Source organism: Photorhabdus sp. RM323S (assembly GCF_042879375.1).
Lineage (GTDB): Bacteria > Pseudomonadota > Gammaproteobacteria > Enterobacterales > Enterobacteriaceae > Photorhabdus > Photorhabdus tasmaniensis.
The window spans coordinates 14,451-40,880 of the sequence record NZ_JBHFKZ010000035.1 but is presented as its reverse complement, the minus strand read 5'-3'; the positions used below and the strand labels follow the sequence as shown (position 1 = coordinate 40,880).

General features: G+C 42.3%; 25 protein-coding genes. 20 read left to right on the top strand and 5 right to left on the bottom strand.

What is annotated here, in order from left to right; genetic code table 11:
• Positions 1 to 1,307: 1,307 nt before the first annotated feature.
• From syd to truC, 3 genes are all read left to right on the top strand, one after another.
• Complete coding sequence (syd, locus tag ACGF7G_RS14730; RefSeq protein ID WP_387466420.1) at positions 1,308 to 1,859, top strand: SecY-interacting protein; 552 nt, start codon at positions 1,308 to 1,310, stop codon at positions 1,857 to 1,859.
• Between the two features lie 545 nt (positions 1,860 to 2,404).
• A complete protein-coding gene (locus tag ACGF7G_RS14725; RefSeq protein WP_133813339.1) occupies positions 2,405 to 2,737 on the top strand; it encodes a YqcC family protein in 333 nt (110 codons plus the stop codon).
• A gap of 1 nt (position 2,738) precedes the next feature.
• A complete protein-coding gene (gene truC, locus ACGF7G_RS14720; protein WP_387466418.1) occupies positions 2,739 to 3,485 on the top strand; it encodes a tRNA pseudouridine(65) synthase TruC in 747 nt (248 codons plus the stop codon).
• A gap of 104 nt (positions 3,486 to 3,589) precedes the next feature.
• Here the strand turns inward: truC and ACGF7G_RS14715 are convergent, their stop codons facing one another.
• Positions 3,590 to 4,780 carry a hypothetical protein gene (locus ACGF7G_RS14715; protein WP_387466416.1) on the bottom strand — a complete coding sequence of 397 codons (1,191 nt, stop codon included), beginning with the start codon at positions 4,778 to 4,780 and terminating at the stop codon, positions 3,590 to 3,592.
• A 545-nt stretch (positions 4,781 to 5,325) separates the two neighbouring features.
• Between ACGF7G_RS14715 and ACGF7G_RS14710 the strand changes: the two genes are divergently transcribed.
• On the top strand, positions 5,326 to 5,775 hold the full coding sequence (locus tag ACGF7G_RS14710; protein ID WP_133813342.1) for a flavodoxin: 450 nt from the start codon (positions 5,326 to 5,328) through the stop codon (positions 5,773 to 5,775).
• A gap of 59 nt (positions 5,776 to 5,834) precedes the next feature.
• Here ACGF7G_RS14710 and ACGF7G_RS14705 read toward each other — a convergent pair whose 3' ends face one another.
• From ACGF7G_RS14705 to map, 4 genes are all read right to left on the bottom strand, one after another.
• Positions 5,835 to 6,221, bottom strand: a complete 387-nt coding sequence (locus ACGF7G_RS14705) for a DUF3461 family protein (protein ID WP_133813343.1) — start codon at positions 6,219 to 6,221, stop codon at positions 5,835 to 5,837.
• 209 nt (positions 6,222 to 6,430) lie between these two features.
• Positions 6,431 to 7,255, bottom strand: coding sequence for a 2,3,4,5-tetrahydropyridine-2,6-dicarboxylate N-succinyltransferase (dapD, locus tag ACGF7G_RS14700; RefSeq protein ID WP_133813344.1), 825 nt, complete (start codon positions 7,253 to 7,255; stop codon positions 6,431 to 6,433).
• Between the two features lie 49 nt (positions 7,256 to 7,304).
• Entirely contained in the window at positions 7,305 to 9,953 is a 2,649-nt protein-coding gene (gene glnD, locus ACGF7G_RS14695; protein WP_387466414.1) for a bifunctional uridylyltransferase/uridylyl-removing protein GlnD, read from the bottom strand.
• 138 nt (positions 9,954 to 10,091) lie between these two features.
• Positions 10,092 to 10,889: a type I methionyl aminopeptidase gene (map, locus tag ACGF7G_RS14690; RefSeq protein ID WP_133813346.1), complete on the bottom strand. Its 798-nt coding sequence runs from the start codon at positions 10,887 to 10,889 to the stop codon at positions 10,092 to 10,094.
• Positions 10,890 to 11,317: 428 nt separating this feature from the next.
• Here map and rpsB point away from each other — a divergent pair, with 428 nt between their 5' ends.
• The 16 genes from rpsB to rnhB all read left to right on the top strand — a co-directional run bounded on the left by rpsB (position 11,318) and on the right by rnhB (position 26,396).
• Positions 11,318 to 12,043: a 30S ribosomal protein S2 gene (gene rpsB / locus ACGF7G_RS14685; protein WP_046974080.1), complete on the top strand. Its 726-nt coding sequence runs from the start codon at positions 11,318 to 11,320 to the stop codon at positions 12,041 to 12,043.
• A 150-nt stretch (positions 12,044 to 12,193) separates the two neighbouring features.
• On the top strand, positions 12,194 to 13,051 hold the full coding sequence (gene tsf / locus ACGF7G_RS14680; RefSeq protein ID WP_387466411.1) for a translation elongation factor Ts: 858 nt from the start codon (positions 12,194 to 12,196) through the stop codon (positions 13,049 to 13,051).
• Between the two features lie 148 nt (positions 13,052 to 13,199).
• Positions 13,200 to 13,928, top strand: coding sequence for a UMP kinase (gene pyrH / locus ACGF7G_RS14675; protein WP_133813348.1), 729 nt, complete (start codon positions 13,200 to 13,202; stop codon positions 13,926 to 13,928).
• Between the two features lie 119 nt (positions 13,929 to 14,047).
• Entirely contained in the window at positions 14,048 to 14,605 is a 558-nt protein-coding gene (gene frr, locus ACGF7G_RS14670; protein ID WP_036843730.1) for a ribosome recycling factor, read from the top strand.
• Positions 14,606 to 14,613: 8 nt separating this feature from the next.
• Complete coding sequence (locus ACGF7G_RS14665) at positions 14,614 to 14,751, top strand: hypothetical protein (RefSeq protein ID WP_166296158.1); 138 nt, start codon at positions 14,614 to 14,616, stop codon at positions 14,749 to 14,751.
• Complete coding sequence (ispC, locus tag ACGF7G_RS14660; protein ID WP_387466408.1) at positions 14,748 to 15,944, top strand: 1-deoxy-D-xylulose-5-phosphate reductoisomerase; 1,197 nt, start codon at positions 14,748 to 14,750, stop codon at positions 15,942 to 15,944. The genes ACGF7G_RS14665 and ispC overlap by 4 nt, the downstream gene beginning before the upstream one ends.
• Positions 15,945 to 16,229: 285 nt before the next feature.
• Positions 16,230 to 16,925: a (2E,6E)-farnesyl-diphosphate-specific ditrans,polycis-undecaprenyl-diphosphate synthase gene (gene ispU, locus ACGF7G_RS14655; RefSeq protein ID WP_387466425.1), complete on the top strand. Its 696-nt coding sequence runs from the start codon at positions 16,230 to 16,232 to the stop codon at positions 16,923 to 16,925.
• Between the two features lie 9 nt (positions 16,926 to 16,934).
• The gene (gene cdsA / locus ACGF7G_RS14650) at positions 16,935 to 17,783 is read left to right on the top strand and encodes a phosphatidate cytidylyltransferase (RefSeq protein WP_387466406.1); all 849 of its coding nucleotides are present in this window, start codon (positions 16,935 to 16,937) and stop codon (positions 17,781 to 17,783) included.
• Positions 17,784 to 17,812: 29 nt separating this feature from the next.
• A complete protein-coding gene (gene rseP / locus ACGF7G_RS14645) occupies positions 17,813 to 19,168 on the top strand; it encodes a sigma E protease regulator RseP (RefSeq protein WP_387466404.1) in 1,356 nt (451 codons plus the stop codon).
• Between the two features lie 34 nt (positions 19,169 to 19,202).
• On the top strand, positions 19,203 to 21,596 hold the full coding sequence (bamA, locus tag ACGF7G_RS14640) for an outer membrane protein assembly factor BamA (RefSeq protein WP_387466424.1): 2,394 nt from the start codon (positions 19,203 to 19,205) through the stop codon (positions 21,594 to 21,596).
• A 126-nt stretch (positions 21,597 to 21,722) separates the two neighbouring features.
• Positions 21,723 to 22,220 carry a molecular chaperone Skp gene (skp, locus tag ACGF7G_RS14635; protein ID WP_021324817.1) on the top strand — a complete coding sequence of 166 codons (498 nt, stop codon included), beginning with the start codon at positions 21,723 to 21,725 and terminating at the stop codon, positions 22,218 to 22,220.
• A 3-nt stretch (positions 22,221 to 22,223) separates the two neighbouring features.
• Entirely contained in the window at positions 22,224 to 23,252 is a 1,029-nt protein-coding gene (gene lpxD / locus ACGF7G_RS14630) for a UDP-3-O-(3-hydroxymyristoyl)glucosamine N-acyltransferase (protein WP_387466402.1), read from the top strand.
• A gap of 120 nt (positions 23,253 to 23,372) precedes the next feature.
• Positions 23,373 to 23,825 (top strand): 3-hydroxyacyl-ACP dehydratase FabZ, encoded by a 453-nt coding sequence (gene fabZ / locus ACGF7G_RS14625; RefSeq protein WP_133813354.1) that lies wholly within the window; start codon positions 23,373 to 23,375, stop codon positions 23,823 to 23,825.
• 3 nt (positions 23,826 to 23,828) lie between these two features.
• The gene (lpxA, locus tag ACGF7G_RS14620; RefSeq protein WP_133813355.1) at positions 23,829 to 24,617 is read left to right on the top strand and encodes an acyl-ACP--UDP-N-acetylglucosamine O-acyltransferase; all 789 of its coding nucleotides are present in this window, start codon (positions 23,829 to 23,831) and stop codon (positions 24,615 to 24,617) included.
• 4 nt (positions 24,618 to 24,621) lie between these two features.
• Positions 24,622 to 25,806, top strand: coding sequence for a lipid-A-disaccharide synthase (lpxB, locus tag ACGF7G_RS14615; protein ID WP_387466399.1), 1,185 nt, complete (start codon positions 24,622 to 24,624; stop codon positions 25,804 to 25,806).
• On the top strand, positions 25,806 to 26,396 hold the full coding sequence (gene rnhB, locus ACGF7G_RS14610; protein WP_387466423.1) for a ribonuclease HII: 591 nt from the start codon (positions 25,806 to 25,808) through the stop codon (positions 26,394 to 26,396). Before lpxB ends, rnhB begins: the two co-directional genes overlap by 1 nt.
• The last annotated feature ends 34 nt before the right edge of the window (positions 26,397 to 26,430 follow it).

Here is a 26,430-nt window from a genome sequence, read left to right as displayed (position 1 = left end):
ATATTCATTTTAAGGAAATAACGTATTTATTTGATAAAATGCGTTCATTAAACTAATAAAGCAATAAAATAAAGTATTTGAAAATACATCATTAATGACTTGGGATGGAAACCGTATAGATCATTTTATTTCATTAAAGTATAAATTAAGCAGTGATTACACTTAATAATCAATCTGTAAACATGCTAACGAAGTTCTGAACATGATAAACAGTTACAAGATAATTTATAATTTCACCAATGAGAATGATTTTATTTCCATTACCATCCCCAAGAAAACAATTAATACTAAATAACATAATAACTTGTGATTATTTTCAATGTATATTAAAGCAATAATAAATAATTAATACGTTGAAAATTATCGATTATATATAGTGTTAAATATTTAACTTCTTCAACATATAATATAATCGTTAGTCGCGAAAAATAATAAAAAATCACCGTGAAGCCGAATTTAATTTGCAACGCATTGATATGGTTAAAAATTAATGAAAAAATTAAAGATCTTGATCATTTTGCTGATAACACTAAATAAATTTATAATTTCATTACCATCGCCATAATAATCAGATTACGAATAGATAATACCTACAGCTCAATTATAATTAAATTCATCATTCCGCGCCGTAATTAAATATATATTTACATCCTATTTAAGAGTAATGATCGTAATTTTTCAATAACACCATTATATATAATCATTCAGTGATTTTTTATCTTATTTGTGATTATAGTCACCCAGATAATTTAAATACAAAAACGAATTAACATATAATGTTTGAAAATACCTTTTCATATAGATTGACAGCACAATTTCAACATTGTTCAATAAAGTTTAGATATCAAATAATTGCAATTGCCATTAAGAAGAATACTATATTAATAGTAGGCTAAAGTTTTTATTTACAATGTTTTTTAATAATTGGCGGACTCTACTAATAAGCTATCGTCTTGATTGTCAAGTTTTTATAGTATAATTTTCATCATATGATTGCTGCGTATTTAGTACTCTTTCGTCATCATTTTACGAAGCAAGGCCTACTCAGCTTCACCGCCCAGTCCAGATACAGTGCGCTGTTTTGTTTATCGGTATCAATAAATATCAAATCAAACGATATCTATAGTTCCGTGGTGAACCATACCCCGGGGTGTTGTGCGGTGGGTTTCGTTGTAATGTTAGTCGCAAGTATTTTAGGGCAGTTTGGTGAAGTGTAGATATCTATAGCCTTTGGGCAGGGGAACAGTCAGAATATTGGGTTTACAATAACATTAAACACACCCTAACAGTGACTGGTTGAAAATAATATGATTTCTAATGTTACAGCGGCGTTGGCTGATGTTACCCATCGTTATGTTGATTTGTGGCAAAAGGAAACCGGAGCCTCACCTGCCAGCAGGGAGCTTTATGGTGTGCCATCACCTTGTATTACCCATACTGGTAATGACATGGTTTACTGGCTTCCGCAGCCTTTTCTTTCAGAAGATAAACTGAATAGAGTTGAAGTAGCACTGGATATCCAATTACAGCCAGCAATTCATGATTTTTATACATCGCAATTGGCCGGTGATATGACGGTAATGTTTGAAGGCCAGCAGTTTAGTTTGATTCAGGTCTGGAGTAAGGATGACTTTATCCGTTTACAGGAGAACCTGATAGGGCATTTGGTGACGCAAAAGCGGCTGAAACTATCGCCAACGGCATTTATCGCTACTATGGATTCGGATATGAGTATTATTTCTCTATGTAATTTGACCGGTGAAGTGATTTTGGAGCAGTTTGGCAGTAACAAACGCACTCGTCTATTTACCGACTTAGTTGAGTTTCTTGGTGCAATCGAGCCTGTCTTCATTCGTTAGTCCCGGATTTTTAACTCTGAATTTGTGAGATATCTCTTACACTTTATGTAAGAGATGTCATTGTTTACTTTGGTGAGTTTAACATCAGTTTATTATTTTTATTTTATTTCAATAGCCTATAAATAATTACAGATTTAATTTCCTTTACTGACTTACTGGTTCCATTTGTATGGCTTGTTTCATACAGCGAATTAATTCATGCTGTCCCTCGCAGGAAAGGAATCATTGCGCATAACTTCTCAAGGACAAATAGGGTGATGATGGTCAGGATGACTGACACAATGCATAACAGGATTGTATGCAATATAAATAAAAATGATGGGTAAGGGATAACCAATTAAGGATAATTTGTCAGGGAATGAGCAGGGAGCAAACTATTAGCCGGACTACTATAAAAGCACAACTTAAAGGGAGCGCTGGTTCGCTCCCTTCTCTTTATTTCTTTTTATTTGATTGATGGAAAAAGCAAATTTTCAGCTTTGGGGTTATCAATGATATTCTTATAAACTTGGTAGCTTTGAATAAATATTTATCAGGCTGAAAATATGAGTACTGAAAAACAAATTCTGCAAAAATTACAACTAATTGAACAAGCTATGAGGGAAATTGACTTATGGCAAAGTCATCCTCCTAAAGCGGAAGCTTTCGAAAGTGTTGAACCGTTTTCAATTGATACGATGCTGGCTGAAGAGTGGTTGCAGTGGGTATTAATGCCGGGAATGTATGCGTTGCTGGAACAGGGCGCAAAGTTGCCTGTGGCATTCGCTATTGCTCCTTATTTTGAAGAATTTTATAAAGCAGAGGCTACCGGGCGTTGTCAGCAACTGCTTGAGCATCTTCGTGCATTGGATCGCTTATTTATTCAGGATAACTTCTGATATGTTGGAAGTGTTATATCAGGATGAGTATATTGTGGCGGTTAATAAACCGGCTGGTTGGTTAGTTCATCGTAGCTGGTTGGCGCGCCACGAAACACTCTTTGTTATGCAGACATTGCGTGATCAGATTGGTCAGCATGTTTTCCCTGTACATCGTCTGGACAGGCCGACATCAGGCGTATTGTTAATGGCGCTTTCCAGTGATGTTGCTCGTCAGCTTTCTCAGCAATTTGAATATCATCAGTTGCAAAAAACTTATCATGCGGTTGTGCGTGGCTATGTGCTGGAACCCGATATTATCGATTATGCTCTGGTTGAAGAGTTGGATAAAATTGCCGATAAATTTGCAGACAGTGATAAAGAGGCGCAACCCAGTGTGACTTATTACCGACCATTGGCGAAAGTAGAATGTTCGGTAGAGATTGGCCGTTATCCTACATCACGCTTTAGTCTGCTGGAACTGACGCCGAAAACAGGCCGGAAACATCAATTGAGACGGCATATGGCACATATTCGTCATCCAATTGTTGGTGATACGACACATGGTGATTTACGGCAGAATAGAGGGATTATCACCCATTATCAAACCAGCCGGTTGATGCTTCATGCTAGTCTGCTTGAATTGGATCACCCTGTTACCGGTGAGAAATTATCTCTTACGGCAAAATGGGATGCGTCGTGGCAACATTTGATGCAACAATTTGGTTGGCAAGGCATTATCCCTAATTTGGAATATGACAATAGTTAGTACGGAGAAAGAATACCTGTTTGCCTTGTCTCTTGATTTAGTTAATTAAGAGACAAAGGAAAAATAAATAAAATATTATAAATAGAAATTTTCAATATATAATATTATTGATTTTTACTGGTTAATGTTATTGTTTTTTTGGAATTAATCATTGAGCGAAAAATAGTTGAGGTGACTATTGAAAAGATTAATAATATTGTAAATCCAGCGACTATTTCTTCAATTCCGGCACCTAAGTAAATAGTATAAAAAAGAATAATCATAGTAATAGATACATAAACGCCTGATTGCATACCCAAGGTATAAAGAGAGTCTTTAGAATATAAACCCAGATAAGAGAAAAAAACAGGTTGCATCAGTGTATTCGCTAAAAATACCAGGATCATAAATAACAAATAGAATATACCAGAGCCCATGATAATGCCAAGTAAACAGCATCCAAGAGCAAATAATTGAATGATATTACCGACTATGATTTTTTTTCTGCAAGGTACTGGTTTCATCACTTTAATGATCGCAATTGCACAAGGGAGCCATATAATCAACAAGATAGTATACATATGAACCATGTTAATATGTTCGAAATATTTTGTCCTGACTGCTGGCATAATCATTAGGGATAGGAAAAAGCAAATATTTATTATAACCAGACTAAGAAAAGCAAAGAAAACACCTAATTTATTTGTTATTGTCACAGAGTGATTAATATCGTTTTTTTGTTTTATTAATGTGTTATTTTTATAGCCAGTTAAATAGATAATCAAAGCAATAGAATAAATAAAAGCAGAGAAAAAATCTGCTGATGTACGAGAATTTAAATCAAGGAGAGAGAAAATAACAGGGATCAAAAAGGGTAAACTTAATAATGCGAGGCTTAAAATAGAGAAACCTGTATTCGTTTTCTTTTTATTTTTTTCGACTACCAGAATATTTCTTCCCATTATCACAATAAATCCACTTATTCCTCCCCACAATATTCTATGTAGAGTATCCAGCCAAACGGGAATGAATATTTCTTTTCCTGAAAATAGTATGCAATTTAGTGTTGCTAATAATAAGAATGATCCAAAGAGATTTTTTCTGGAAGCGGGAATATTCGATTTTTGAATGAAAAAGGATATTTTCATACATCCAAGGGAGAGCCCTAATAAATAGGAAAAAACAGGAAGGTAAGCATTTAATACCATGCTTCCATTTTTGAGCATAATATCTATCCAGATCATTAGGCCAGATGAACCGGCTATGTTTGCGGTGCTTAATAACACACTCAGCACGATAGCCCTATTATTAAACATGATGACCATTCTCCTTATGTATATTTACTTCTGCCATTCTACTAATTTCATTCGATTATTGTTTTCATTGAAATAGAGTATAAGTAATCTTTAATACTAATGAAAATATTATTAGCTGGAATTTTTCCAAAAAGTAACGTTAATATTAAATGATTATTGGCTAAATGACTTAGTTTAATACCACTTTATTCTGCTACTTCATGGCCATTTTTAGCGGAAATTTAAGTTATCCTTTTGAATTATATTTAATTTTTCAGGAGTTGTTAAAGATGCAATGTTGGTGATTACCTATTACCGCTTTATTGTAGAATAGCCACAGTCATTGATCAGTGCATCTGTCCGTAATTAGCCTGACAGATATATCATTAGTCATTAGTGCTGATGAGATTATTGTTTACATGACAGAGGGAGCTCAACAGTGGCAACATTTGATCGGTGCGACGACTTAGCTGGCAAAGTAATTATCCCTGATTTGGAAAGGGTTGAGTTTTCTGTGGTTGCCAGCGAGGATAATGAATAATTCCTTTAAAAAGAGATAATAGGCGATGGCGAAGATTGGTATTTTTGTTGGTACTGTTTACGGTAATGCCTTGGCAGTGGCAGAAGAAGCACAGCTAATTCTTGAACAACAAGGCCATGAGATAGAGGTATTTGAAGAGGGTGAGTTGGAACAGTGGCAATCCTATCTGAATCAGGTAATTTTAGTTATCACTTCAACGACTGGACAAGGGGATTTGCCTGATAATATTCAGCCGCTTTATTGTGCTTTGCGGGATGAATTAGGTTATCAGCCGGAATTACGCTATGGCGTTATCGCTTTGGGTGATGGCAGCTACGAGAATTTTTGTGGTGGTGGTCGTACTTTTGATGAGCTGTTGCACGAGCAGGGAGCAATAAGAATCGGCGAGGTTCTTCTGGTGGATGCGATGGAAGAAGCTGAACCGGAAGTTTTTGCTCAGTCTTGGATCAAGCAGTGGGGCGAATTAGTTGAATAATCTTAATACACCGTTTATACCGGATAGGATATAAGCGGTGTAGTCATGTATGAACGGTTTTATTTACGGGTTAATTTTTCCAGATCGGCTTCAATCTCGGCAATTTTATTGGCAACAACGTGTTCAAGATGGCGCAGGTCATCAAGGATTTTATGTTTCAAATCGACTTCTGCCTGATCACGTTTGCAAATTTGATCCAACTCTTCAATCACATAACGTAGGTTAGTATTGATTTCGTTGATCTCTTTGTATCCTTGTTCTGTATTGTCTGAAGCAACCGTTTTGCGTTGACGTGGGTATTTGAATTTCACGCTTTTGGCAAAGAATTCTCCTCTATCTTTGCGAAAATAGATTTTCAGGATGTCGTTGTTAGCTTCCTGACGCAGACTGTAGCGGTCAATCTCTTCGGGATATGTGATCCCCAGACTCTTTAAGTTATCGTACATGGCACCACCTTAAGGGTATTTTTCCCAGTAGGGTATTAATGCGTCATTTTGAATTTGGATCGTGCTTAAACCCCTTATGTACTCTGTGTACGTTCGGGGTTGTGCACATTGCCTACGTTCAAACTACCTATATTAATAACACTGACTGAGGTCGGTAATGATGATAAAAAGCAAAAAAATAGCGGACTGATTATCCGCTATTTTAAAGCTTAATCTATCGCTCTTAATAGTTCATTAATGCCTACTTTTGCCCGTGTTTTAGCATCCACTTTTTTCACAATGACAGCACAATACAAGCTGTAGCTGCCATCTTTCGATGGAAGGTTGCCAGAGACAACAACAGAGCCGGCAGGGACTCGGCCATAATGGATTTCGCCTGTTTCACGATCGTAGATTTTGGTGCTTTGACCGATATAGACGCCCATTGAAATCACAGAGCCTTCTTCGACAATGACACCTTCTACGATTTCAGAACGGGCACCGATAAAGCAGTTATCTTCAATAATGGTCGGGTTGGCCTGCAAGGGTTCCAGCACGCCACCGATACCAACGCCGCCGGATAAATGGACGTTTTTACCAATTTGGGCACAGGAGCCGACAGTTGCCCAGGTATCTACCATTGTCCCTTCATCAATATAGGCACCGATGTTGACATACGAAGGCATCAGTACACAGTTACGGGCGATAAAGGCTCCCTGGCGCGCTGCCGCAGGAGGAACCACGCGAAAACCCTCTTTTTCAAATCTCGCTTGATCGTAATCAGCGAATTTCATCGGGACTTTATCGAAATAACGGCTTTCGGCACCATCCATGACCTGATTTTCATTAATACGGAAAGAGAGCAGTACCGCCATTTTTAGCCATTGATGAGTGACCCACTGACCGTCAATTTTCTCTGCAACCCGCAGTTTTCCACTGTCCAGTAGATGGATGACCTGAGTAACGGCATCACGTGTTTCACTGTTGACTGTTGCTGGAGTAATAGTTGCGCGATTCTCAAAAGCACTTTCGATAATGGATTTTAATTGCTGCATTACATCTGTTTCCTTGGTTATTAGCCGGATCATGGGGGCTTGTATTCAGTTACATTTTATCCTTTGGATTTAGGGTTTCTGTCAACCTTTCTGACAATTCTTCTCTGACTTTTTTATCTAATGCTTTATGGTCCTTATCCGCCAGCACAAAAAAATCTTCGACACGTTCGCCGATCGTAGTGATGTGCGCACCATGCAGTGAAACCCCCATTTCGGTAAAAATATTGCCGACTCTGGCCAGTAATCCTGGTTGATCCAGCGCGAATAGCTCCATATAGGTTCGCCGTTCATTGTGGGTAGGCAGGAAGATCACTTTTGTTGGTACATTGAAATGACGCAGTTTGGTTGGCAATCTTCTTGCTTTGGGGGTTTTGGTATAAGGATCCAGAACGACTCGCAAAAGTGCGTTATGTATTATTTCGTGACGATCCGGCGCTAAAGCATGACCATTGGGTTCCAGTACCACAAAAGTGTCCATCGTCATATCATCACGATTGGTAAATATCTGAGCGTTATGAACGCTCAGATTGCGTCTGTCCAGTTCGCCGACTACTGCTGCAAAGAGGGAAGGGCGGTCCGGGCTCCAGATAAAAATCTCGGTACCGCCACGAGTTGGCTTGGTACTGATCAGTATCAGCGGCTCTTGAGAATCATGAGCCACCAGATGACGAGCGTGCCATGCCAGTTGCCTTGATGTATGGCGAAGGAAATAATCGGCATGACAACGGCTCCAAAGCTGATGCAGTCTCTGCTCGTTAATATTGTCCTGGCGCAGAAGTGCAAGAGCCTGAAAGCGGTTATGACGGATGCGCTCCCGCAAATCCGGTGTATTTCCCTGACGTAATTGGCTCTCTGTAGAAAAATAGAGTTCCCGTAATAAGCTCTGTTTCCAACTATTCCACAGGTTGGCATTGGTTGCGCAGATATCCGCGACTGTCAGGCAGATGAGATAATGTAACCGGGTTTCATTGAGTATTTCATGGGCAAATTGTTTAATGACTTCCGGATCCTGGATATCTCGTCGTTGAGCCGTGACTGACATTAAGAGATGATAACGAACCAGCCAAGTCACCAAGTCAGCTTCTCGTGAGTTAAGCCCATGTTGCAGTGAAAATGCCAGCGCATCTTCAGCGCCAAGTTCAGAATGATCACCATTACGCCCTTTGGCGATATCGTGAAACAGCGCAGCAAGGCGCAGGATCTCAAGCTGAGGTAAACGTGGGTATAGTTCAACGCAGAGTGGGTGGGCTGCCCGGTTGTTCTCATCAGCAAAACTTTCCAGTTTTCTCAGTACACGGATTGTATGTTCATCAACGGTGTAGGCGTGAAACAGATCAAATTGCATCTGGCCGACAATATTGCCCCAAAGTGGTGTATAAGCGCCAAGAACACTGTGACGGTGCATGGGGACAAATGCGCTTTCAATTGCCCTTGGGTGACGCAGGATATCCATAAAGATTTGGCGGGCTTCGGGTAATTCACACAATGGCTGATTTAAATTGCGGCGGGCATAACGGAGCTGGCGTAACGTAGTAGAATAGATGCCCTGAACTTCGGCATGTTCAGCCAGGCGATAAAACATCCGCATAATCGCTGTAGGATCTTTGATAAACAGCGTCTCATCGACCAGATCAATTAATTGTCCACGTAGCTGGAATTCACTATCCAGTGGGCGGGATTTTTCACTGGTTTCCAGCGCCAGAATAGCTTCATCAAACAGTTGCAGCAGCATATTGTTGAGTTCGCTGACGCGGCGTGTCATCCGGTAGAAATCTTTCATCATCCGCTCTATCGGCTGATTACGTTCTCCTTGATAGCCCAGTAACTGAGCAATGCTGAATTGGCGATCAAACAATAGGCGATTATCATAACGATTAACGACCAGATGAAGGGCAAAGCGGATACGCCAGAGGAAGCTTTGGCACTCATTCAATTCATTACGTTCTTCCGCTGTCAGGAAGCCAAAATCGACCATTTCATCTATTGAGGTTGCTCCAAAATGGCGGCGGGCAACCCACAGCAAGGTATGGATATCCCGTAACCCTCCGGGACTGCTTTTGATATCAGGTTCCAGATTGTAACTGGTGCTGTGATAGCGCTGGTGGCGTTCATGCTGTTCGACAATTTTGGCATTAAAGAATTCAGTGGAAGGCCAGAAACCATCACTGAAGGTATGTCGCTGTAATCGAAGAAAAAGTGATAGATCGCCGCAGATTAACCGTGATTCGATTAAATTTGTCGCAATAGTCAGGTCTGACAGCCCTTCCAACAAACATTCTTCGAATGTACGAACACTATGGCCTACTTCCAGCCGGATATCCCACAGCAGGGTGATAAATCGTCCAATATTCTGAGCTTGATGTTGTGTGAGAGGTTGCTCACTGAGTATCAATACGTCAATATCAGAGAGCGGGTGCAGTTCCCGTCTGCCATATCCGCCGACTGCAATCAATGAAAGTGATGAAATTTTATCAAACCCATAAACATTCCATAACTGTTTCAGTAACTGATCTATGTAATCGCTGCGGGCAGAAATCAAGGCTTCTGCGGAAATTCCTGCTTTAAATGCATGTTCTAGCCAAAGTTGAAATTCTTCGAGGTGTCTTTTCAGCATCGGGTAGTGAAGATCATCACAGGAAAAATCCGCTGGAGAAAGTGGTGGGACAGGTGCCTGAATGGTGGCGATATCTGCTGGCATAAGTATGAACCCATGAGAAAGGCGAATCATAATGGCCAGATTACTGAGAAAATATCGTGTTGAACAGGAGATATTGCCGGAGAAAGAGATTGGAAGCCCTGTAGGGTTTCAGTAAGGCTTCACAATTTAGCGTCTAACTTATTCATTAACCAGGACGGCGGAAAGTACGGGTTCCTCTTCTTTACGCAACGTCATGATTTCACAGCCGTTATCAGTGACAACAATCGTGTGTTCATACTGAGCAGACAAACTGCGGTCTTTGGTTTTGACTGTCCAGCCATCTTTCATGGTACGGATGCGGTAATCGCCAATGTTAACCATAGGTTCAATCGTGAAAGCCATTCCTTTTTGCAGTACAACACCGCCATCATCTGCATCATAGTGCAATACTTGAGGTTCCTCGTGGAAAACTGCGCCGATGCCGTGACCACAATATTCACGGACCACAGAAAAATCGTTGGCTTCAACAAACTGTTGAATGGCTTTACCAAGAGTGCGTAGGCGAATACCTGGTTTTACCATTTTCAATGCCAGATAGAGGCTTTCTTGGGTGATACGGCACAGACGTTCACTCTGAATAGTTGGCTTGCCGACAATAAACATTTTGGAAGTATCGCCGTGAAAGCCCTCTTTTATGACAGTCACATCAATATTAACGATATCGCCATTTTTCAGTGCCTTATCATCGTTTGGGATGCCGTGACAAACGACTTCATTAACAGAAATACAGACAGATTTTGGGAAACCGTGATAACCAAGACAAGCTGAAACAGCCTGTTGTTTATTGGTGATGTGATCGTGACAGATACGGTCCAATTCACCTGTTGTTACACCCGGTTTGACGTAAGGTTCAATCATTTCCAGTACTTCCGCCGCCAGGCGGCCAGCGACGCGCATTTTTTCAATATCTTCAGAGGTTTTAATTGAGATTGCCATGAAACTTGTCCATTCAAAGCCAGCAAATCTGCTGGTTGTATGATTATCAATAGGGAAAAAATTATTGAACCAATGGTATCAGCCTACAGAATATCTGCCAATAACCGTTGGTAGCCATATTTCCCCCGTTATTTGTATTTATTAGGAATATCCATTACAACTGTGTTTTTCTTTCCATATTGTGCTGTCAGAAAATGACAACTAAAGTTGGTGTCTTAAGCTGGTTTATGGTATAAAGCGCGCCGGCGTTCTGTGTGTTTGTTTCTAAGGCAAAACACCAGAGGCGTTAAATATACTCACTGTGTAAATAACACACACGGGTCGGCACATACACCGGGGTGCTCTCATGCAGAACATGCAGCTAAAGAGTCGGTGTTATGGGGCTCGTGGAGGCATAACCCCAACTTAATATTTTACAGAGGTTTACAATGGCAACTGTTTCCATGCGCGATATGCTGCAAGCGGGCGTTCACTTCGGTCACCAGACTCGTTACTGGAACCCAAAAATGAAACCCTTCATCTTTGGCGCTCGTAACAAAGTGCATATCATCAACCTGGAAAAAACCGTTCCAATGTTCAACGATGCGTTAGCTGAACTGAACAAAATTGCTTCACGCAAAGGCAAAATCCTGTTTGTTGGTACTAAGCGTGCTGCAAGCGAAGCGATTAAAGAATCAGCTCTGAGCTGTGATCAATTCTTCGTTAATCACCGTTGGTTAGGCGGTATGCTGACAAACTGGAAAACTGTTCGCCAGTCCATCAAGCGTTTGAAAGATTTAGAGGCACAGTCTCAGGACGGTACTTTTGACAAACTGACCAAGAAAGAAGCGTTAATTCGTTCTCGTGAACTTGGTAAGTTAGAAAACAGCCTGGGCGGTATCAAAGATATGGGCGGCTTACCTGACGCTCTGTTTGTTATCGATGCTGAACATGAACACATTGCTATCAAAGAAGCGAACAATCTGGGTATCCCAGTATTCGCTGTTGTTGATACTAACTCTGATCCAGATGGTGTTGATTTCATCATCCCTGGTAACGATGACGCAATCCGTGCAGTAAAACTGTATTTGGGTGCTGTTGCTACCGCTGTTCGTGAAGGTCGTTCTCAAGATCTGGCTGTTCAGGCAGAAGAAAGCTTTGTAGAAGCTGAATAATAAGGCAAGCTCATTGGTTGAGCCCTTATTAACCAGGTATTGAAATATATTGGTTAGGGGGCCTGTTATGGCCCCCTTTTACGTATCTGATATAAGAACTATCCATGCGGAATATTGTCTTCCTGCGGGATACATCGAGGAATAAAACAAATGTCTGGAATTACCGCTGCTTTGGTAAAAGAACTGCGTGAGCGTACTGGCGCAGGTATGATGGAATGTAAAAAAGCGCTGGTTGAAGCTAATGGTGACATTGAGTTAGCCATTGATAACATGCGTAAATCAGGTCAGGCGAAAGCGGCTAAGAAAGCTGGCCGTGTTGCAGCTGAAGGTATCATCCTGGCGGAAGTGGCTGCTGATGGCAAATTCGGTGCTTTGGTTGAGTTGAACTGTGAAACTGACTTTGTTGCTAAAGATGCAGGTTTCATCGCTTTCGGTAAAGAAGTTATGGCCGCTGTATTGGCTGATAAAGTCTCTGACATTGAAACTCTGAAAGCTAAGTTCGAAGAACAGCGTACGACACTGGTTGCTAAAATCGGTGAAAACATCAACATTCGTCGCGTTTCTGTATTAGAAAGTGAACAACTGGGTACTTACCTGCATGGCGCGCGTATCGGCGTTCTGGTTGCGGCTGAAGGCGCTAGTGAAGAGCTGATTAAGCATGTTGCTATGCACATTGCTGCAAGCAAGCCAGAATATGTTAACCCAAGTGATGTTCCTGCTGAGGTTGTTGAGCGTGAGCACCAAATCCAGCTGGATATCGCAATGCAGTCTGGTAAACCACGCGAAATCGCAGAGAAAATGGTTTCTGGCCGTATGAACAAATTCACCGGCGAGATCTCTCTGACTGGTCAGCATTTCGTGATGGACCCAAGCAAAACAGTTGGCGATCTGCTGAAAGAGAACAGTGCTAAAGTGATTAACTTCATCCGCTATGAAGTTGGTGAAGGTATTGAGAAAGTTGAGGCTGACTTCGCAGCAGAAGTTGCTGCAATGAGTAAACAGTCTTAATTTCTATAAACAGAGCCGCCAAATGGCGGTTCTGTTTTATCTAATCTAAACCGTCTATTCCAGTAGGCGTTGAGTTTTGGCATCTGGTCAGAGTGGCCCAGATGTATGTAAATCCCCAATATACTTTTCTGCTTTAGGACAGAACATCATGGCAACTAATGCAAAACCCGTATATCAGCGTATCCTGCTTAAACTCAGCGGCGAAGCCCTGCAAGGTGCAGAAGGTTTTGGTATCGATGCCAGCGTCTTAGACCGCATGGCTCAAGAGGTCAAAGAACTGGTTGAGTTAGGCGTACAGGTTGGTGTCGTCATTGGCGGAGGCAACTTGTTTCGTGGCGCTGGTTTGGCCGAAGCAGGAATGAACCGTGTAGTAGGCGATCACATGGGCATGTTGGCAACAGTGATGAATGGTCTGGCAATGCGAGATGCATTACACCGCGCCTATGTGAACGCCCGTCTAATGTCTGCCATTCCTTTAAATGGCGTTTGCGATAACTATAGTTGGGCAGAAGCGATTAGTTTGTTACGTCATGGTCGGGTTGTTATTTTCTCTGCGGGTACTGGTAATCCGTTCTTTACTACAGATTCGGCGGCATGTTTGCGTGGTATTGAGATTGAAGCAGATGTTGTGCTAAAAGCAACAAAAGTAGATGGTGTTTACTCTGCTGATCCGGCTAAAGATGCGGAAGCGGTATTGTTTGATAAGCTGTCTTATCAGCAGGTATTAGAACGTGAATTAAAAGTCATGGATTTGGCGGCATTTACTCTGGCTCGTGATCATAGCTTACCAATTCGTGTATTTAATATGAATAAACCGGGTGCGTTGCGTCGTGTGGTAATGGGTGAAAATGAAGGTACTTTGATTTCCCACGAATAATGTTCAGAGACACCAGAGATGTTTGGCGGTATGATTAACCGCCTGATACGCCAAATTTAATAAACATGGTCATAATGACTTATGGCTTGAAAAACAACCAGTTCCCAAGGGTTTGTAACGTGATTAATGAAATCAAAAAAGACGCACAAGACCGTATGGAAAAAAGCGTCGAAGCACTTAAAAACCAAATCAGTAAGGTTCGCACTGGCCGTGCTTCACCAAGTCTGTTGGACGGTATCACTGTTGAGTATTATGGTGCGCCTACACCTCTGCGTCAGATTGCTAACGTCATCGCTGAGGATGCACGTACGCTGGCTATCACGGTATTTGATCGTACTATGACTCCGGCGATTGAAAAGGCAATCATGGCTTCTGATTTAGGTCTGAACCCCTCTTCTGCGGGTACAACAATCCGTGTTCCTTTGCCCCCATTGACAGAAGAACGCCGTAAAGATCTGATTAAAGTGGTGCGTAGCGAAGCTGAACAAGGGCGTGTTTCTGTGCGTAATATTCGTCGTGATGCTAACGATAAAATCAAAGCCTTACTGAAAGATAAAGAGATCAGTGAAGATGATGAGCGTCGTGCACAGGATGATATTCAGAAATTGACTGATAATTTCATCAAAAAAGTTGATGAAGCTTTAGCTAAGAAAGAAGAAGAACTGATGGAGTTCTAATCTCTTTCGTGAAATATATCAAGCGCCGCTATCGTGCGGCGCTATTTTTTATCCGGCATTTCTCTGAGGTCATGGGCATTCATCGCCAGGCAAATCAGACAAGTATCAATACACATCAAACAGAGCAATTCAGAGCATCAGTATGAAAAGGTTGACCATCCTTGGTTCCACAGGTTCCATAGGCAAAAGTACACTTACTGTAGTTCGCAATCATCCTGATAAATTTGAAGTAACGGCACTTACCGCCGGGAAGAATGTTCAGGTTATGGTTGAGCAATGTCTGGAATTTCAGCCTCAATATGCTGCGATGGCGGATGAAGTTTCCGCAAAAGAGCTTAAACCGTTGCTTATTGAACAAGGTTGTCAGACCGAAGTACTTTTCGGCGAACAGGCTGCGTGTGATCTGGCTGCTTTGAATGATGTTGATCAGGTAATGTCTGCGATTGTCGGTGTTGCGGGTTTACTGCCAACACTGGCCGCTATCCGAGCGGGTAAACAGATTTTACTTGCGAATAAAGAATCCCTGATCACTAGCGGTCGGTTTTTTATGGATGCTGTAGTGAAGCATAATGCTCAATTGTTACCCATTGACAGTGAGCATAACGCGATTTTTCAGAGTTTACCCGAGGTAATACAACAAAATCTTGGGGGCGGGGATCTAAAGCAACACGGGGTTGCTAATATCATTCTGACAGGATCAGGTGGGCCTTTTCGCCATACTCCTTTGGAACAGTTGGCTTTTGTGACACCGGACCAGGCTTGCGCTCACCCGAATTGGTCGATGGGGCGCAAGATTTCTGTAGATTCTGCGACAATGATGAATAAAGGTCTGGAATATATTGAGGCATGTTGTTTGTTCAATGCGTCTGCTGCGGAAATGGAAGTGGTGATCCATCCTCAATCGGTTGTTCACTCGATGGTCCGTTATCAGGATGGTAGTGTTATTGCTCAACTAGGAACACCGGACATGTGTACGCCGATTGCCTATGCAATGGCCTACCCAAATCGTATTGCTTCCGGTGTTGAACCCCTTGATTTTTGTTCTTTAGGCACACTGACTTTTTCGAAGCCAGATTATGAACGGTATCCCTGTTTGAAGCTGGCTATTGAAGCTTGTCACGAAGGACAGGCTGCAACTACAGCGCTAAATGCAGCGAATGAAGAAATCGTTAAAGTTTTTTTACAAAATGGAATCTCTTTCACAGATATTGCTATTATAAACCGGCAGGTTGTAGAAAAATTAAATTTACCGGAACCTCAGAGCATTGAAGAAGTCTTACAGCTTGATAAGCTCGCAAGAGATTTAGCGATAAAGACTATCAGTTCATTTATCAGATAGTATTGCTGATTGGCAAACGGGTATTTGTTCGCATTTTTACCTGATGGTATAGTTTTCGTATAACTGTAGGTTGGTATAATTAACAGTTTAGATTTTGGAGGGTTTTCTCTCAGATAATTAGGCCCCTACCCAAGTCGTGATACAAGACACGGCTTTTTTCTGTTTGGATGCCTGAGTTTGTAAGAGAATTACTCCGACCAGTAAAGGATTAATTGAGTGATATTATCCAGCGATCATCATCAGAACGATTTATCGTCATTATTACCTAAACACGTTGCCATTATTATGGATGGTAACGGTCGTTGGGCAAAGAAACGTGGAAAATTAAGAGTCTTTGGTCATCGTGCGGGTATTAAGGCGGTACGGAGTGCGGTGAGTTTCTCGGCTAAACACAAAATTGAGTCGTTGACTTTGTACGCTTTTAGTAGTGAAAACTGGAACCGGCCGGAGCAGGAAGTCAGCTCTTTAATGGAGTTGTTTATTTTTGCACTAGATAGCGAAATCAAAAGCTTACATAAACATAATATTAGATTATCTGTTATTGGTGATATCAGCCGGTTCAGTGAGCGTTTACAAGAGCGTATCCGTCGTTCGGTTAAGTTGACTGCTAATAATATTGGCCTGCAACTTAATATTGCTGCAAATTATGGTGGTCGTTGGGATATCGTTCAAAGTGTTCAGAAAATTGCTCAACAGATTAAGGATAATTCCCTTGAACCACAGGATATTACTGAGGAATTAGTCGATAATTACATTAATCTGAGCCAGCAGCCTCAGGTTGATTTGGTCATCAGAACCGGCGGTGAACATCGTATTAGTAATTTTCTGTTATGGCAGATAGCTTATGCAGAATTCTATTTTACCGATATACTCTGGCCTGATTTTAATGAAACCGTTTTTGAAGGTGCAATTAATGCCTTTGCCAAAAGAGAACGCCGGTTTGGCGGAACAATACCAGACGATGCCGATGTGGGATCATAGGAGGAACTCTTGCTGAAGTACCGCCTTATAACGGCTGTGATATTAATCCCTCTTGTGATTGCCGCTCTGTTTTTGCTGCCACCAGCCGCTTTTGGGCTGGTTATTATCGCTGTCTCAGTCCTTGCTGCATGGGAATGGGGGCAATTCGCCAGCTTATTTAGCCAAAAGAAACGGGTTATTCTGGCTGTTTTATTTGCTATCGGTTTATTGGCTTTACAATATACCCTGCCAGATTTCACTGATTTGATTGAACAACAGCAAATCACTTTTATCCTATGGATGGGGATGATTTGGTGGATCATTGCGACTCTTCTGGTGATTACCTATCCTTCTTCCGCTTTAATCTGGAAAAAATCCATACTATTGCGCCTCTTGTTTGGTGCCCTGACATTAGTGCCGTTTTACTGTGGAATGATGGTTTTACGGACTCAGGGATATGGTGATAATTCATATCACGGGGCATGGTGGTTGCTGTATGTCATGTTACTGGTATGGGGCGCTGACTCAGGTGCTTATCTATTCGGACGTACTTTAGGTAAACACAAAATGGCGCCAAAAGTTTCTCCAGGAAAAACGCTGGAAGGATTAATTGGCGGTTTAATGACTGCGGCTATTATTTCATGGTTATTTGGTCAATATGCTCCAGTACCTGTAATGCCTGAAAAACTCATGTTGTGTTCTGCCATTGTTGTTATCGCTTCTGTATTTGGTGATTTGACTGAGAGTATGTTCAAACGTGAATCTGGTATTAAAGACAGTAGTCAGCTAATTCCGGGGCATGGCGGTGTGATGGATCGTATCGATAGCCTGACTGCGGCGATCCCTGTCTTTGCCGGCCTGATATTGCTGGTATTTTGATTTCTGTGTTTGACGGTGTTTAAAGGAATATGATGGGAATTCTCTGGAATCTGGCGGCTTTTATTATTGCGCTGGGTATATTGATCACTGTGCATGAGTTCGGTCATTTTTGGGTGGCCAGAAAGTGTGGTATTCATGTTGAACGTTTCTCCATTGGTTTTGGTAAAGCGCTATGGCGGCGTACGGATCGTCAGGGAACTGAATATGTCATAGCCCTTATTCCATTAGGGGGCTATGTGAAAATGCTTGATGAGCGTGTTTCACCTGTTGCTCCTGAACACCGCCATATGGCATTCAATAATAAAACGATTGGTCAGCGTGCTGCGGTTGTCAGTGCGGGGCCAATTGCTAACTTTTTACTGGCGGTTGTGGTTTATTGGTTGGTGTTTATTATTGGTGTGCCAGCAATACGCCCTGTCGTTGCAGATATCAAACCAGATTCTATTGCGGCACAAGCAAATATTTCATCAGGAATGGAACTAAAATCTGTAGATGGTATCGAAACGCCTGACTGGAATTCAGTTCGTTTTGCTCTGATAGGTAAGATAGGTGATGAGAACATGACTGTTCAGGTCATACCTCCAGGTTCATCGCATCCGGTAGAGAAAATTCTGGATTTGCGGCAATGGCGCTTTAATCCCGATAAACAGGATCCCGTGTTGTCATTAGGGATTATGCCTGTCAGCCCTCGTTTGGATTCTCTGCTGGAGAATGTGACTCCTGGTACCGCAGCGGAAAAGGCCGGTTTACAAAAGGGGGATAGGATAGTTAAAGTCGATGGTCAGGAAATAGACGCCTGGCATACTTTTACATCCTTTGTCAGTAATAATCCGAATGTCCCGTTGGAACTTTCAGTGGATAGGGCTGGTCATATTATTTCTCTTTCTATGACACCGGAAGTAAAACAGCAAGCCAGGGGTAAGGAAGTTGGCTTTGCCGGTGTGGAACTGAGGGTTATTCCATTAGCAGACGAATATAAAATGGTTCAACAATACGGGCCTTTCTCTGCCATTTATCAGGCAGGAGACAAGACCTGGCAGCTGATGCGGCTAACTGTCAATATGATGGGTAAGCTAATCGTTGGTGATGTGAAAGTTAACAACTTGAGTGGGCCTATCTCTATTGCCAAAGGGGCAGGGGTGTCGGCTGATTCAGGCTTGGTGTATTATTTGATGTTTTTGGCGCTAATAAGTGTCAATCTTGGGATCATTAACCTGGTTCCATTACCTGTGTTAGATGGTGGACACTTGCTCTTCCTGATTATCGAAAAGATAAAAGGTGGGCCAGTTTCCGAGCGTGTACAAGACTTCAGCTATCGCATCGGTGCTATGGTACTGGTGTTATTAATGGGGCTTGCACTTTTCAATGATTTCTCCCGTTTCTAAAGCGGAAGACTGGTTAGGAAGACGCATTACAACGATGGCGATGAAAAAGTTACTCATAGCGTCGCTGCTGTTTGGCAGCGCCACTGCGTACGGTGCAGACGGGTTCGTAGTTCGGGATATTCACTTTGAAGGTCTTCAACGCGTTGCCGTAGGTGCAGCATTACTGAACATGCCAGTTCGCGTAGGTGATACGGTCAGCGATGAAGATATCGGTCGTACCATTCATGCACTATTTGCTACTGGTAACTTTGAAGACGTTCGTGTCCTGCGTGATGGCAATACACTTATTGTTCAGGTAAAAGAACGGCCGACTATTGCCAGCATTACTTTCTCTGGAAATAAATCGGTGAAAGATGACATGCTGAAACAGAACCTTGAGGCATCTCGTGTTCGGGTCGGTGAAGCTCTTGACCGCACTACGCTGTCTAATACTGAAAAAGGGCTGGAGGATTTCTACTACAGTGTGGGTAAATACAACGCCAGCGTAAAAGCGGTTGTTACGCCACTTCCACGCAATCGTGTCGATTTAAAACTGGTTTTCGCTGAAGGTGTTTCGGCAAAAATTCAGCAGATTAACATCGTAGGTAACAAATCATTTTCTTCTGATGAGTTATTGAATCGTTTCCAACTCAGAGATGATGTGCCGTGGTGGAATCTGACTGCTGATCAGAAATATCAGAAACAAAAACTGGCGGGTGACCTTGAAGTGTTGCGCAGTTTTTATCTTGATCGTGGTTATGCCCGTTTTAATATTGATTCGACTCAGGTCAGTTTGACGCCGGATAAAAAAGCTATTTATGTCACGTTGAATATTACTGAGGGGGATCAATATAAAATATCTGGTATTGATCTGAACGGTAATATGGTGGGTTATCAGTCAGAAATCACTAAACTGGCTACCATTGAGCCTGGTTCCCTGTATAACGGAACTCAGGTGACTAAAATGGAAAGTGAAATCAAAAATTTGCTTGGCCGTTATGGTTATGCTTACCCACGGGTGATGACTCAACCTGAAATCAATGATCAAGACAAAACAGTAAAACTGCATGTCAACATTGATGCAGGTAACCGTTTCTATGTTCGTAAAATCCGTTTCTCTGGTAATGACACCAGTAAAGACTCCGTTTTGCGTCGTGAAATGCGCCAGATGGAAGGCGCATGGCTGGGGAGTGATCTGGTTGAATTGGGTAAAGAACGCCTTAACCGCTTGGGTTATTTCGAAACTGTCGATGTTGAAACTCAGCGTATACCCGGCAGCTCTGATCAGGTAGATATTGTTTATAGAGTTAAAGAACGTAATACCGGTTCTCTTAACTTTGGGGTTGGTTTCGGTACTGAAAGTGGCGTTAGTTTCCAGATTGGTGCTCAACAGGATAACTGGTTGGGAACAGGTAACTCTGTTGGGGTTAATGCCAGTAAGAATGATTACTCAACCTATGCAGAAGTCTCTTTCACTGATCCTTATTTTACGGTTAATGGGGTGAGTCTTGGTGGTCGGGTATTCTACAACGATTTCAGAGCTGATGATGCTGATTTGTCCGGTTATACCAACCAAAGCTATGGTACAGAGGGTTTCCTTGGTTTCCCGATTAATGAAAATAACTCCTTGCGTTTTGGGTTGGGTTATATTCATAACTCTCTGTCCGAGATGCTCCCCCAGGCAGCAATGTGGCGCTATCTGAGGTCTATGGGTGAGAATCCAAGTCTTGAAAGTAAAGCTGATTTCAAAGCAGATGACTTTTCTCTGACTGCGGGCTGGACATACAATAATCTTGACCGTGGTTTCTTCCCAACATCGGGTGTGAAATCGACTCTGAATGGTAAAGTGACCATCCCTGGTTCGGATAACGAATTCTATAAAGTGACTTTTGATACGTCTGCGTACTATCCAATTAATGATGCGCGTACTTGGGTGATTTTGGGGCGCGGTCGTTTAGGCTATGGTGATGGGATAGGTGGTAAAGAGTTACCATTCTATGAGAACTTCTATGCAGGTGGTGCCAGTACCGTTCGTGGTTTCCGTTCCAACAATATCGGTCCTAAGGCTATTTACCTAAATAAGGACGGGAGTCCTAAGGAAAATAGCCCATCCCGTGATGCTGTGGGGGGGAACGCAATGGCAGTTGCCAGCCTTGAGTTGATCACACCAACGCCATTCCTTGATGGTAAATACTCGAATTCTGTCCGAACTTCATTCTTTATTGATTCAGGCACGGTTTGGGATACTGACTGGAATAATTCTGTTGTAATGAAAGACAAAGGTATACCTGATTACAGTAAACCGGGTAATATCCGCGTTTCGGCGGGTATTGCATTGCAATGGATATCGCCTTTGGGGCCGCTGGTATTCTCTTATGCTAAACCGATCAAAGACTACGAAGGTGATAGATCAGAACAATTCCAATTTAATATTGGCAAAACCTGGTGATAATGCGTTTTTATCTTATTATTGATAAGACAGATTATTGATAAAGCAAGCTTTGAAATCATTGGTTTCAGGGCATTAACGAAGTTTTCCAACATGTTACAGATAGCGTGGTTTAAGGAGTTTATAGTGAAGAAATTGTTGTGTGCAGCAAGCCTCGGTATTGCATTAGCTTTCTCTGCTGGTGCTCAGGCAGCAGACAAAATTGCCGTTGTAAATGTCGGTGAGATTTTCCAGCAGTTGCCTGCCCGTGAAGCTGTTGCGAAACAGTTGGAAAATGAGTTCAAAAGCCGCGCATCTGAACTGCAAAGAATGGAAGCTGATTTGCAGACCAAAATTCAGAAATTACAGCGTGATGGCTCTACTATGAAATCCAGCGAGCGTGCTAATCTGGAAAAAGACGTTATGGCTAAACGTGAAGAGTTCGGCAAAAAAGCCCAGGCTTTTGAGCAAGATAATCGCCGTCGCCAAATGGAAGAACGTAACAAAATTCTGAGCCGTATCCAGGATGCAATCAAAGTAGTTGCAGGTAAAGAAGGTTATGACGTTGTGGTTGATGCGAATGCTGTTGCTTATTCAGTCTCTGGCAAAGACATTACTGCAAGTGTATTGAAACAGGTTAAATAATAGATGTCTTCAATTCGATTGGCTGATTTAGCTCAACAGTTGAATGCGCAATTACATGGTGATGGCGATGTAGTCATCACCAGTATTGCACCAATGCATTCGGCCAATAACGAACAGATCACTTTTTTGTCTGACGGTCGTTACCGTGAACGTTTAGGTGAATGTCAGGCTGCCGCTGTTGTTCTCCGCGAGTCAGATCTTCCTTATTGTAATGTTCCGGCATTGGTTGTTGACAATCCTTATCTGGCTTATGCCTATATGGCTCAGATTATGGACACAACACCGGTTCCCGCACAGGATATTCACCCTTCTGCGGTGATTGCACCTCAGGCAACACTGGGTAAAAATGTTTCCGTTGGCGCTAATGCTGTTATCGAGTCCGGCGTTGTTCTTGGTGACAATGTTGTGATCGGTGCTGGTTGCTTTATTGGCAAAAACACACATATTGGTGTGGGAAGCCGCTTTTGGGCAAATGTTTCTGTTTATCATAATGTTGAAATCGGTGAGCAGTGTTTGATTCAGTCAGGGGCTGTTATCGGATCTGATGGCTTTGGCTATGCGAATGATCGCGGTAATTGGGTTAAAATTCCGCAATTAGGTTCAGTCATTATTGGTGACCGGGTTGAGATTGGTGCCTGCACAACTATCGATCGGGGTGCTCTGGACAATACCATTATCGGTAATGGTGTCATTATCGATAACCAGTGTCAGATTGCTCATAATGTTATCATTGGTGATAACACAGCAGTTGCTGGTGGTGTGATCATGGCCGGTAGTCTGAAAATTGGTCGTTATTGTATGATTGGTGGTGCCAGTGTCATTAATGGACATATGGAAATCTGTGATAAGGTAACAGTCACGGGGATGAGTATGGTGATGCGCCCAATCACCGAACCTGGTGTATACTCCTCTGGCATTCCGTCACAACCAAATAAAGTTTGGCGTAAGACAGCAGCTTTAGTCATGAATATCAATGAAATGAATAAACGTCTTAAGTCACTGGAGAGTAAGCTGGAAGGCAAAAACGAGTAATTGCACTATATTTTTGGTTGTGTCTTATTTTTTCGGCCTGCCTGGGGACTCTGGATTTGGGGTTTAAGCGGGCCGTGTCGTTAATACAATTAGTCCTTTTTAGACAGGAAGAGTATTTAGATGAGTGATAATCATACTCTGCACATTGAAGAAATTTTAGATCTGCTTCCGCATCGTTATCCGTTTTTATTGGTGGATCGCGTTCTTGATTTTGAGGAAGGTAAATTCCTACGTGCAGTTAAAAATGTATCTTTTAACGAACCCTTCTTTCAGGGGCATTTTCCAGGCAAACCTATCTTCCCTGGTGTTCTGATCCTTGAAGCTATGGCTCAGGCCACTGGAATTCTGGCATTTAAGAGTATGGGTAAACTGGAGCCAAATGAACTCTATTATTTTGCCGCTATCGATGGTGCCCGTTTTAAACGCCCGGTAGTGCCTGGGGACCAAATGATTTTAGAAGTTGAATTTATTAAAGAGCGTCGAGGGGTTGCTCGTTGTAGAGGCGTAGCAAAAGTCGATGGAGAAGTGGTTTGCGAAGCAGAAATGATGTGCGCTCGCCGTCGTGAGGTTTAGTTTATGATTGATGAAACCGCTTATATACATCCTAGCGCTATTGTAGAAGATGGCGCGGTTATTGGTGCTAATGTTCGTATTGGCCCATTTTGTTGCATTGGTTCTCAGGTTGAAATTGGCGAAGGTACAGAGCTGAAATCTCATGTTGTTGTCAATGGAATAACTAAAATTGGCCGTGATAATCAGATTTTTCAGTTTGCCTCGATTGGGGAAATGAATCAGGACCTGAAATATCATGGTGAACCAACCAGAGTTGAAATTGGTGATCGTAACCGTATCCGCGAAAGTGTGACCATTCATCGTGGAACTGAGCAAGGTGGCGGTTTAACGAAAATCGGCAATGATAATTTGTTGATGATTAATGCTCATATCGCTCATGACTGTATTATCGGTGATCGTTGTGTCATTGCTAATAATGGTACTTTGGGGGGGCATGTTACTCTGGGGGATTATGTCATCATCGGTGGTATGAGCGCGATTCATCAGTTTTGTCAGATTGGCTCTCATGCTATGGTCGGTGGTTGTTCTGGTGTGGTACAGGATATCCCTCCATATATTATTGCGCAGGGTAATCATGCAACACCTTTTGGCATTAATGTTGAAGGTTTGAAACGTCGTGGCTTTGATAAGGATTCATTACATTTAATCAGAAATGCATACAAACTATTGTATCGTAATGGAAAAACTTTAGAAGAAGCACAGCAGGAAATCGCTAAGTTGGCTGAAGACAATCAGCATGTAAAAATCTTTAGCGATTTTCTGGCAAATTCTACCCGTGGCATTATCCGTTAAGTAGATGAAGGATATTCCTTTGGCTACCATTTCTTCTATTGATAGTCTGCGCCCACTGACGATTGGATTAGTCGCCGGAGAAACCTCCGGTGATATCCTTGGCGCAGGTTTAATCCGTGCATTAAAAGTCAAAATACCCAATGCCCGTTTTGTTGGTGTTGCGGGTCCTCTTATGCAGGCTGAAGGTTGTGAAGCTTGGTATGAGATGGAAGAGCTGGCTGTAATGGGGGTTGTCGAAGTTCTTGAACGTCTTCCTCGTTTGCTGAAAATTCGTAAGGATCTGACAACCCGTTTCACAGAACTGAAACCTGATGTGTTTGTGGGCATTGATGCGCCGGATTTCAATATCACATTGGAAGGCCGGTTAAAACAGCAGGGCATCCGTACTATTCATTATGTCAGTCCGTCGGTATGGGCCTGGCGTCAAAAACGTGTTTTCAAAATTGGTAAAGCCACTGATATGGTTCTGGCCTTCTTACCTTTTGAAAAAGCGTTTTACGATAAGTTTAATGTCTCTTGCCGGTTTATTGGGCATACAATGGCGGATGCCATGCCGTTACAGCCGGATAAAGTAGTAGCTCGTGAGTTATTAGGTATCCCGCAAGAGGCCGTTTGCCTGGCTTTGTTACCCGGGAGTCGCCATGCTGAAGTTGAGATGCTGGGTGCTGATTTTCTTAAAACTGCTCAGTTATTGCGGCAACAGATGCCGGATTTACATGTGTTGGTGCCGTTAGTGAATGCTAAACGGCGTGAACAATTTGAACGAATCAAACAGGAAACGACGCCAGATCTGAATGTCCACCTTCTGGATGGTAAAGCGCGTGAAATTATGATCGCAAGTGATGCCGCACTTTTGGCATCTGGCACGGCTGCTCTGGAATGTATGCTGGCAAAATGCCCGATGGTAGTGGGTTACCGCATGAAACCCTTTACTTTCTGGTTGGCAAAACGTCTTGTCAAAACAGCTTATGTTTCATTGCCGAACTTGCTATCCGGTCAAGAACTGGTGAAAGAATTATTGCAGGAAAAGTGCCAGCCGCAGAAACTTGCAGATGAATTGTTGTCATTACTGCAAGGTAGTGAAAAAGTTGAAGCATTGAAACAGACATTTTTACATCTGCACGAAAGCATCCGCTGTAATGCTGATGAACAAGCTGCACAGGCTGTACTTGAATTGGCAGGAAAATGATGGAATTTATATATCCTCAGGCAAATCTGATTGCCGGAGTTGATGAAGTTGGCCGAGGCCCATTAGTAGGCGCAGTGGTAACCGCAGCGGTTATTTTAGATCCATCGAGGCCGATCGCCGGGCTGGCTGATTCTAAAAAACTCAGTGAGAAACGCCGTGAAGCATTGTATCTGGAGATTACTGAAAAAGCGTTGTGTTGGAGCCTGGGGCGTGCGGAACCAGAAGAAATTGATCAACTGAATATCTTGCACGCAACTATGCTTGCAATGCAAAGGGCTGTGGCTGGCCTGTCTATTTCACCTGAATATGTGCTGATTGATGGTAATCGTTGCCCTAAATTGTCAATGCCTGCACAGGCGGTGATAAAAGGCGATGGGCTGGTTGCTGAAATCAGTGCGGCTTCTATCGTGGCGAAAGTCACTAGAGATCGGGAAATGGCTGAACTTGACCAATTATTTCCTGAATATGGATTTGCTAAACATAAAGGCTACCCAACGGCATTTCATTTAGAAAAGCTGGCTCTGTTGGGAGCGACAAAATATCACCGTAAAAGTTTTGCGCCGGTTAAAAGAGCAATTGACCTTAAGTAAACTTGTTGACTGAATACAGCTATTCTTCAAATCA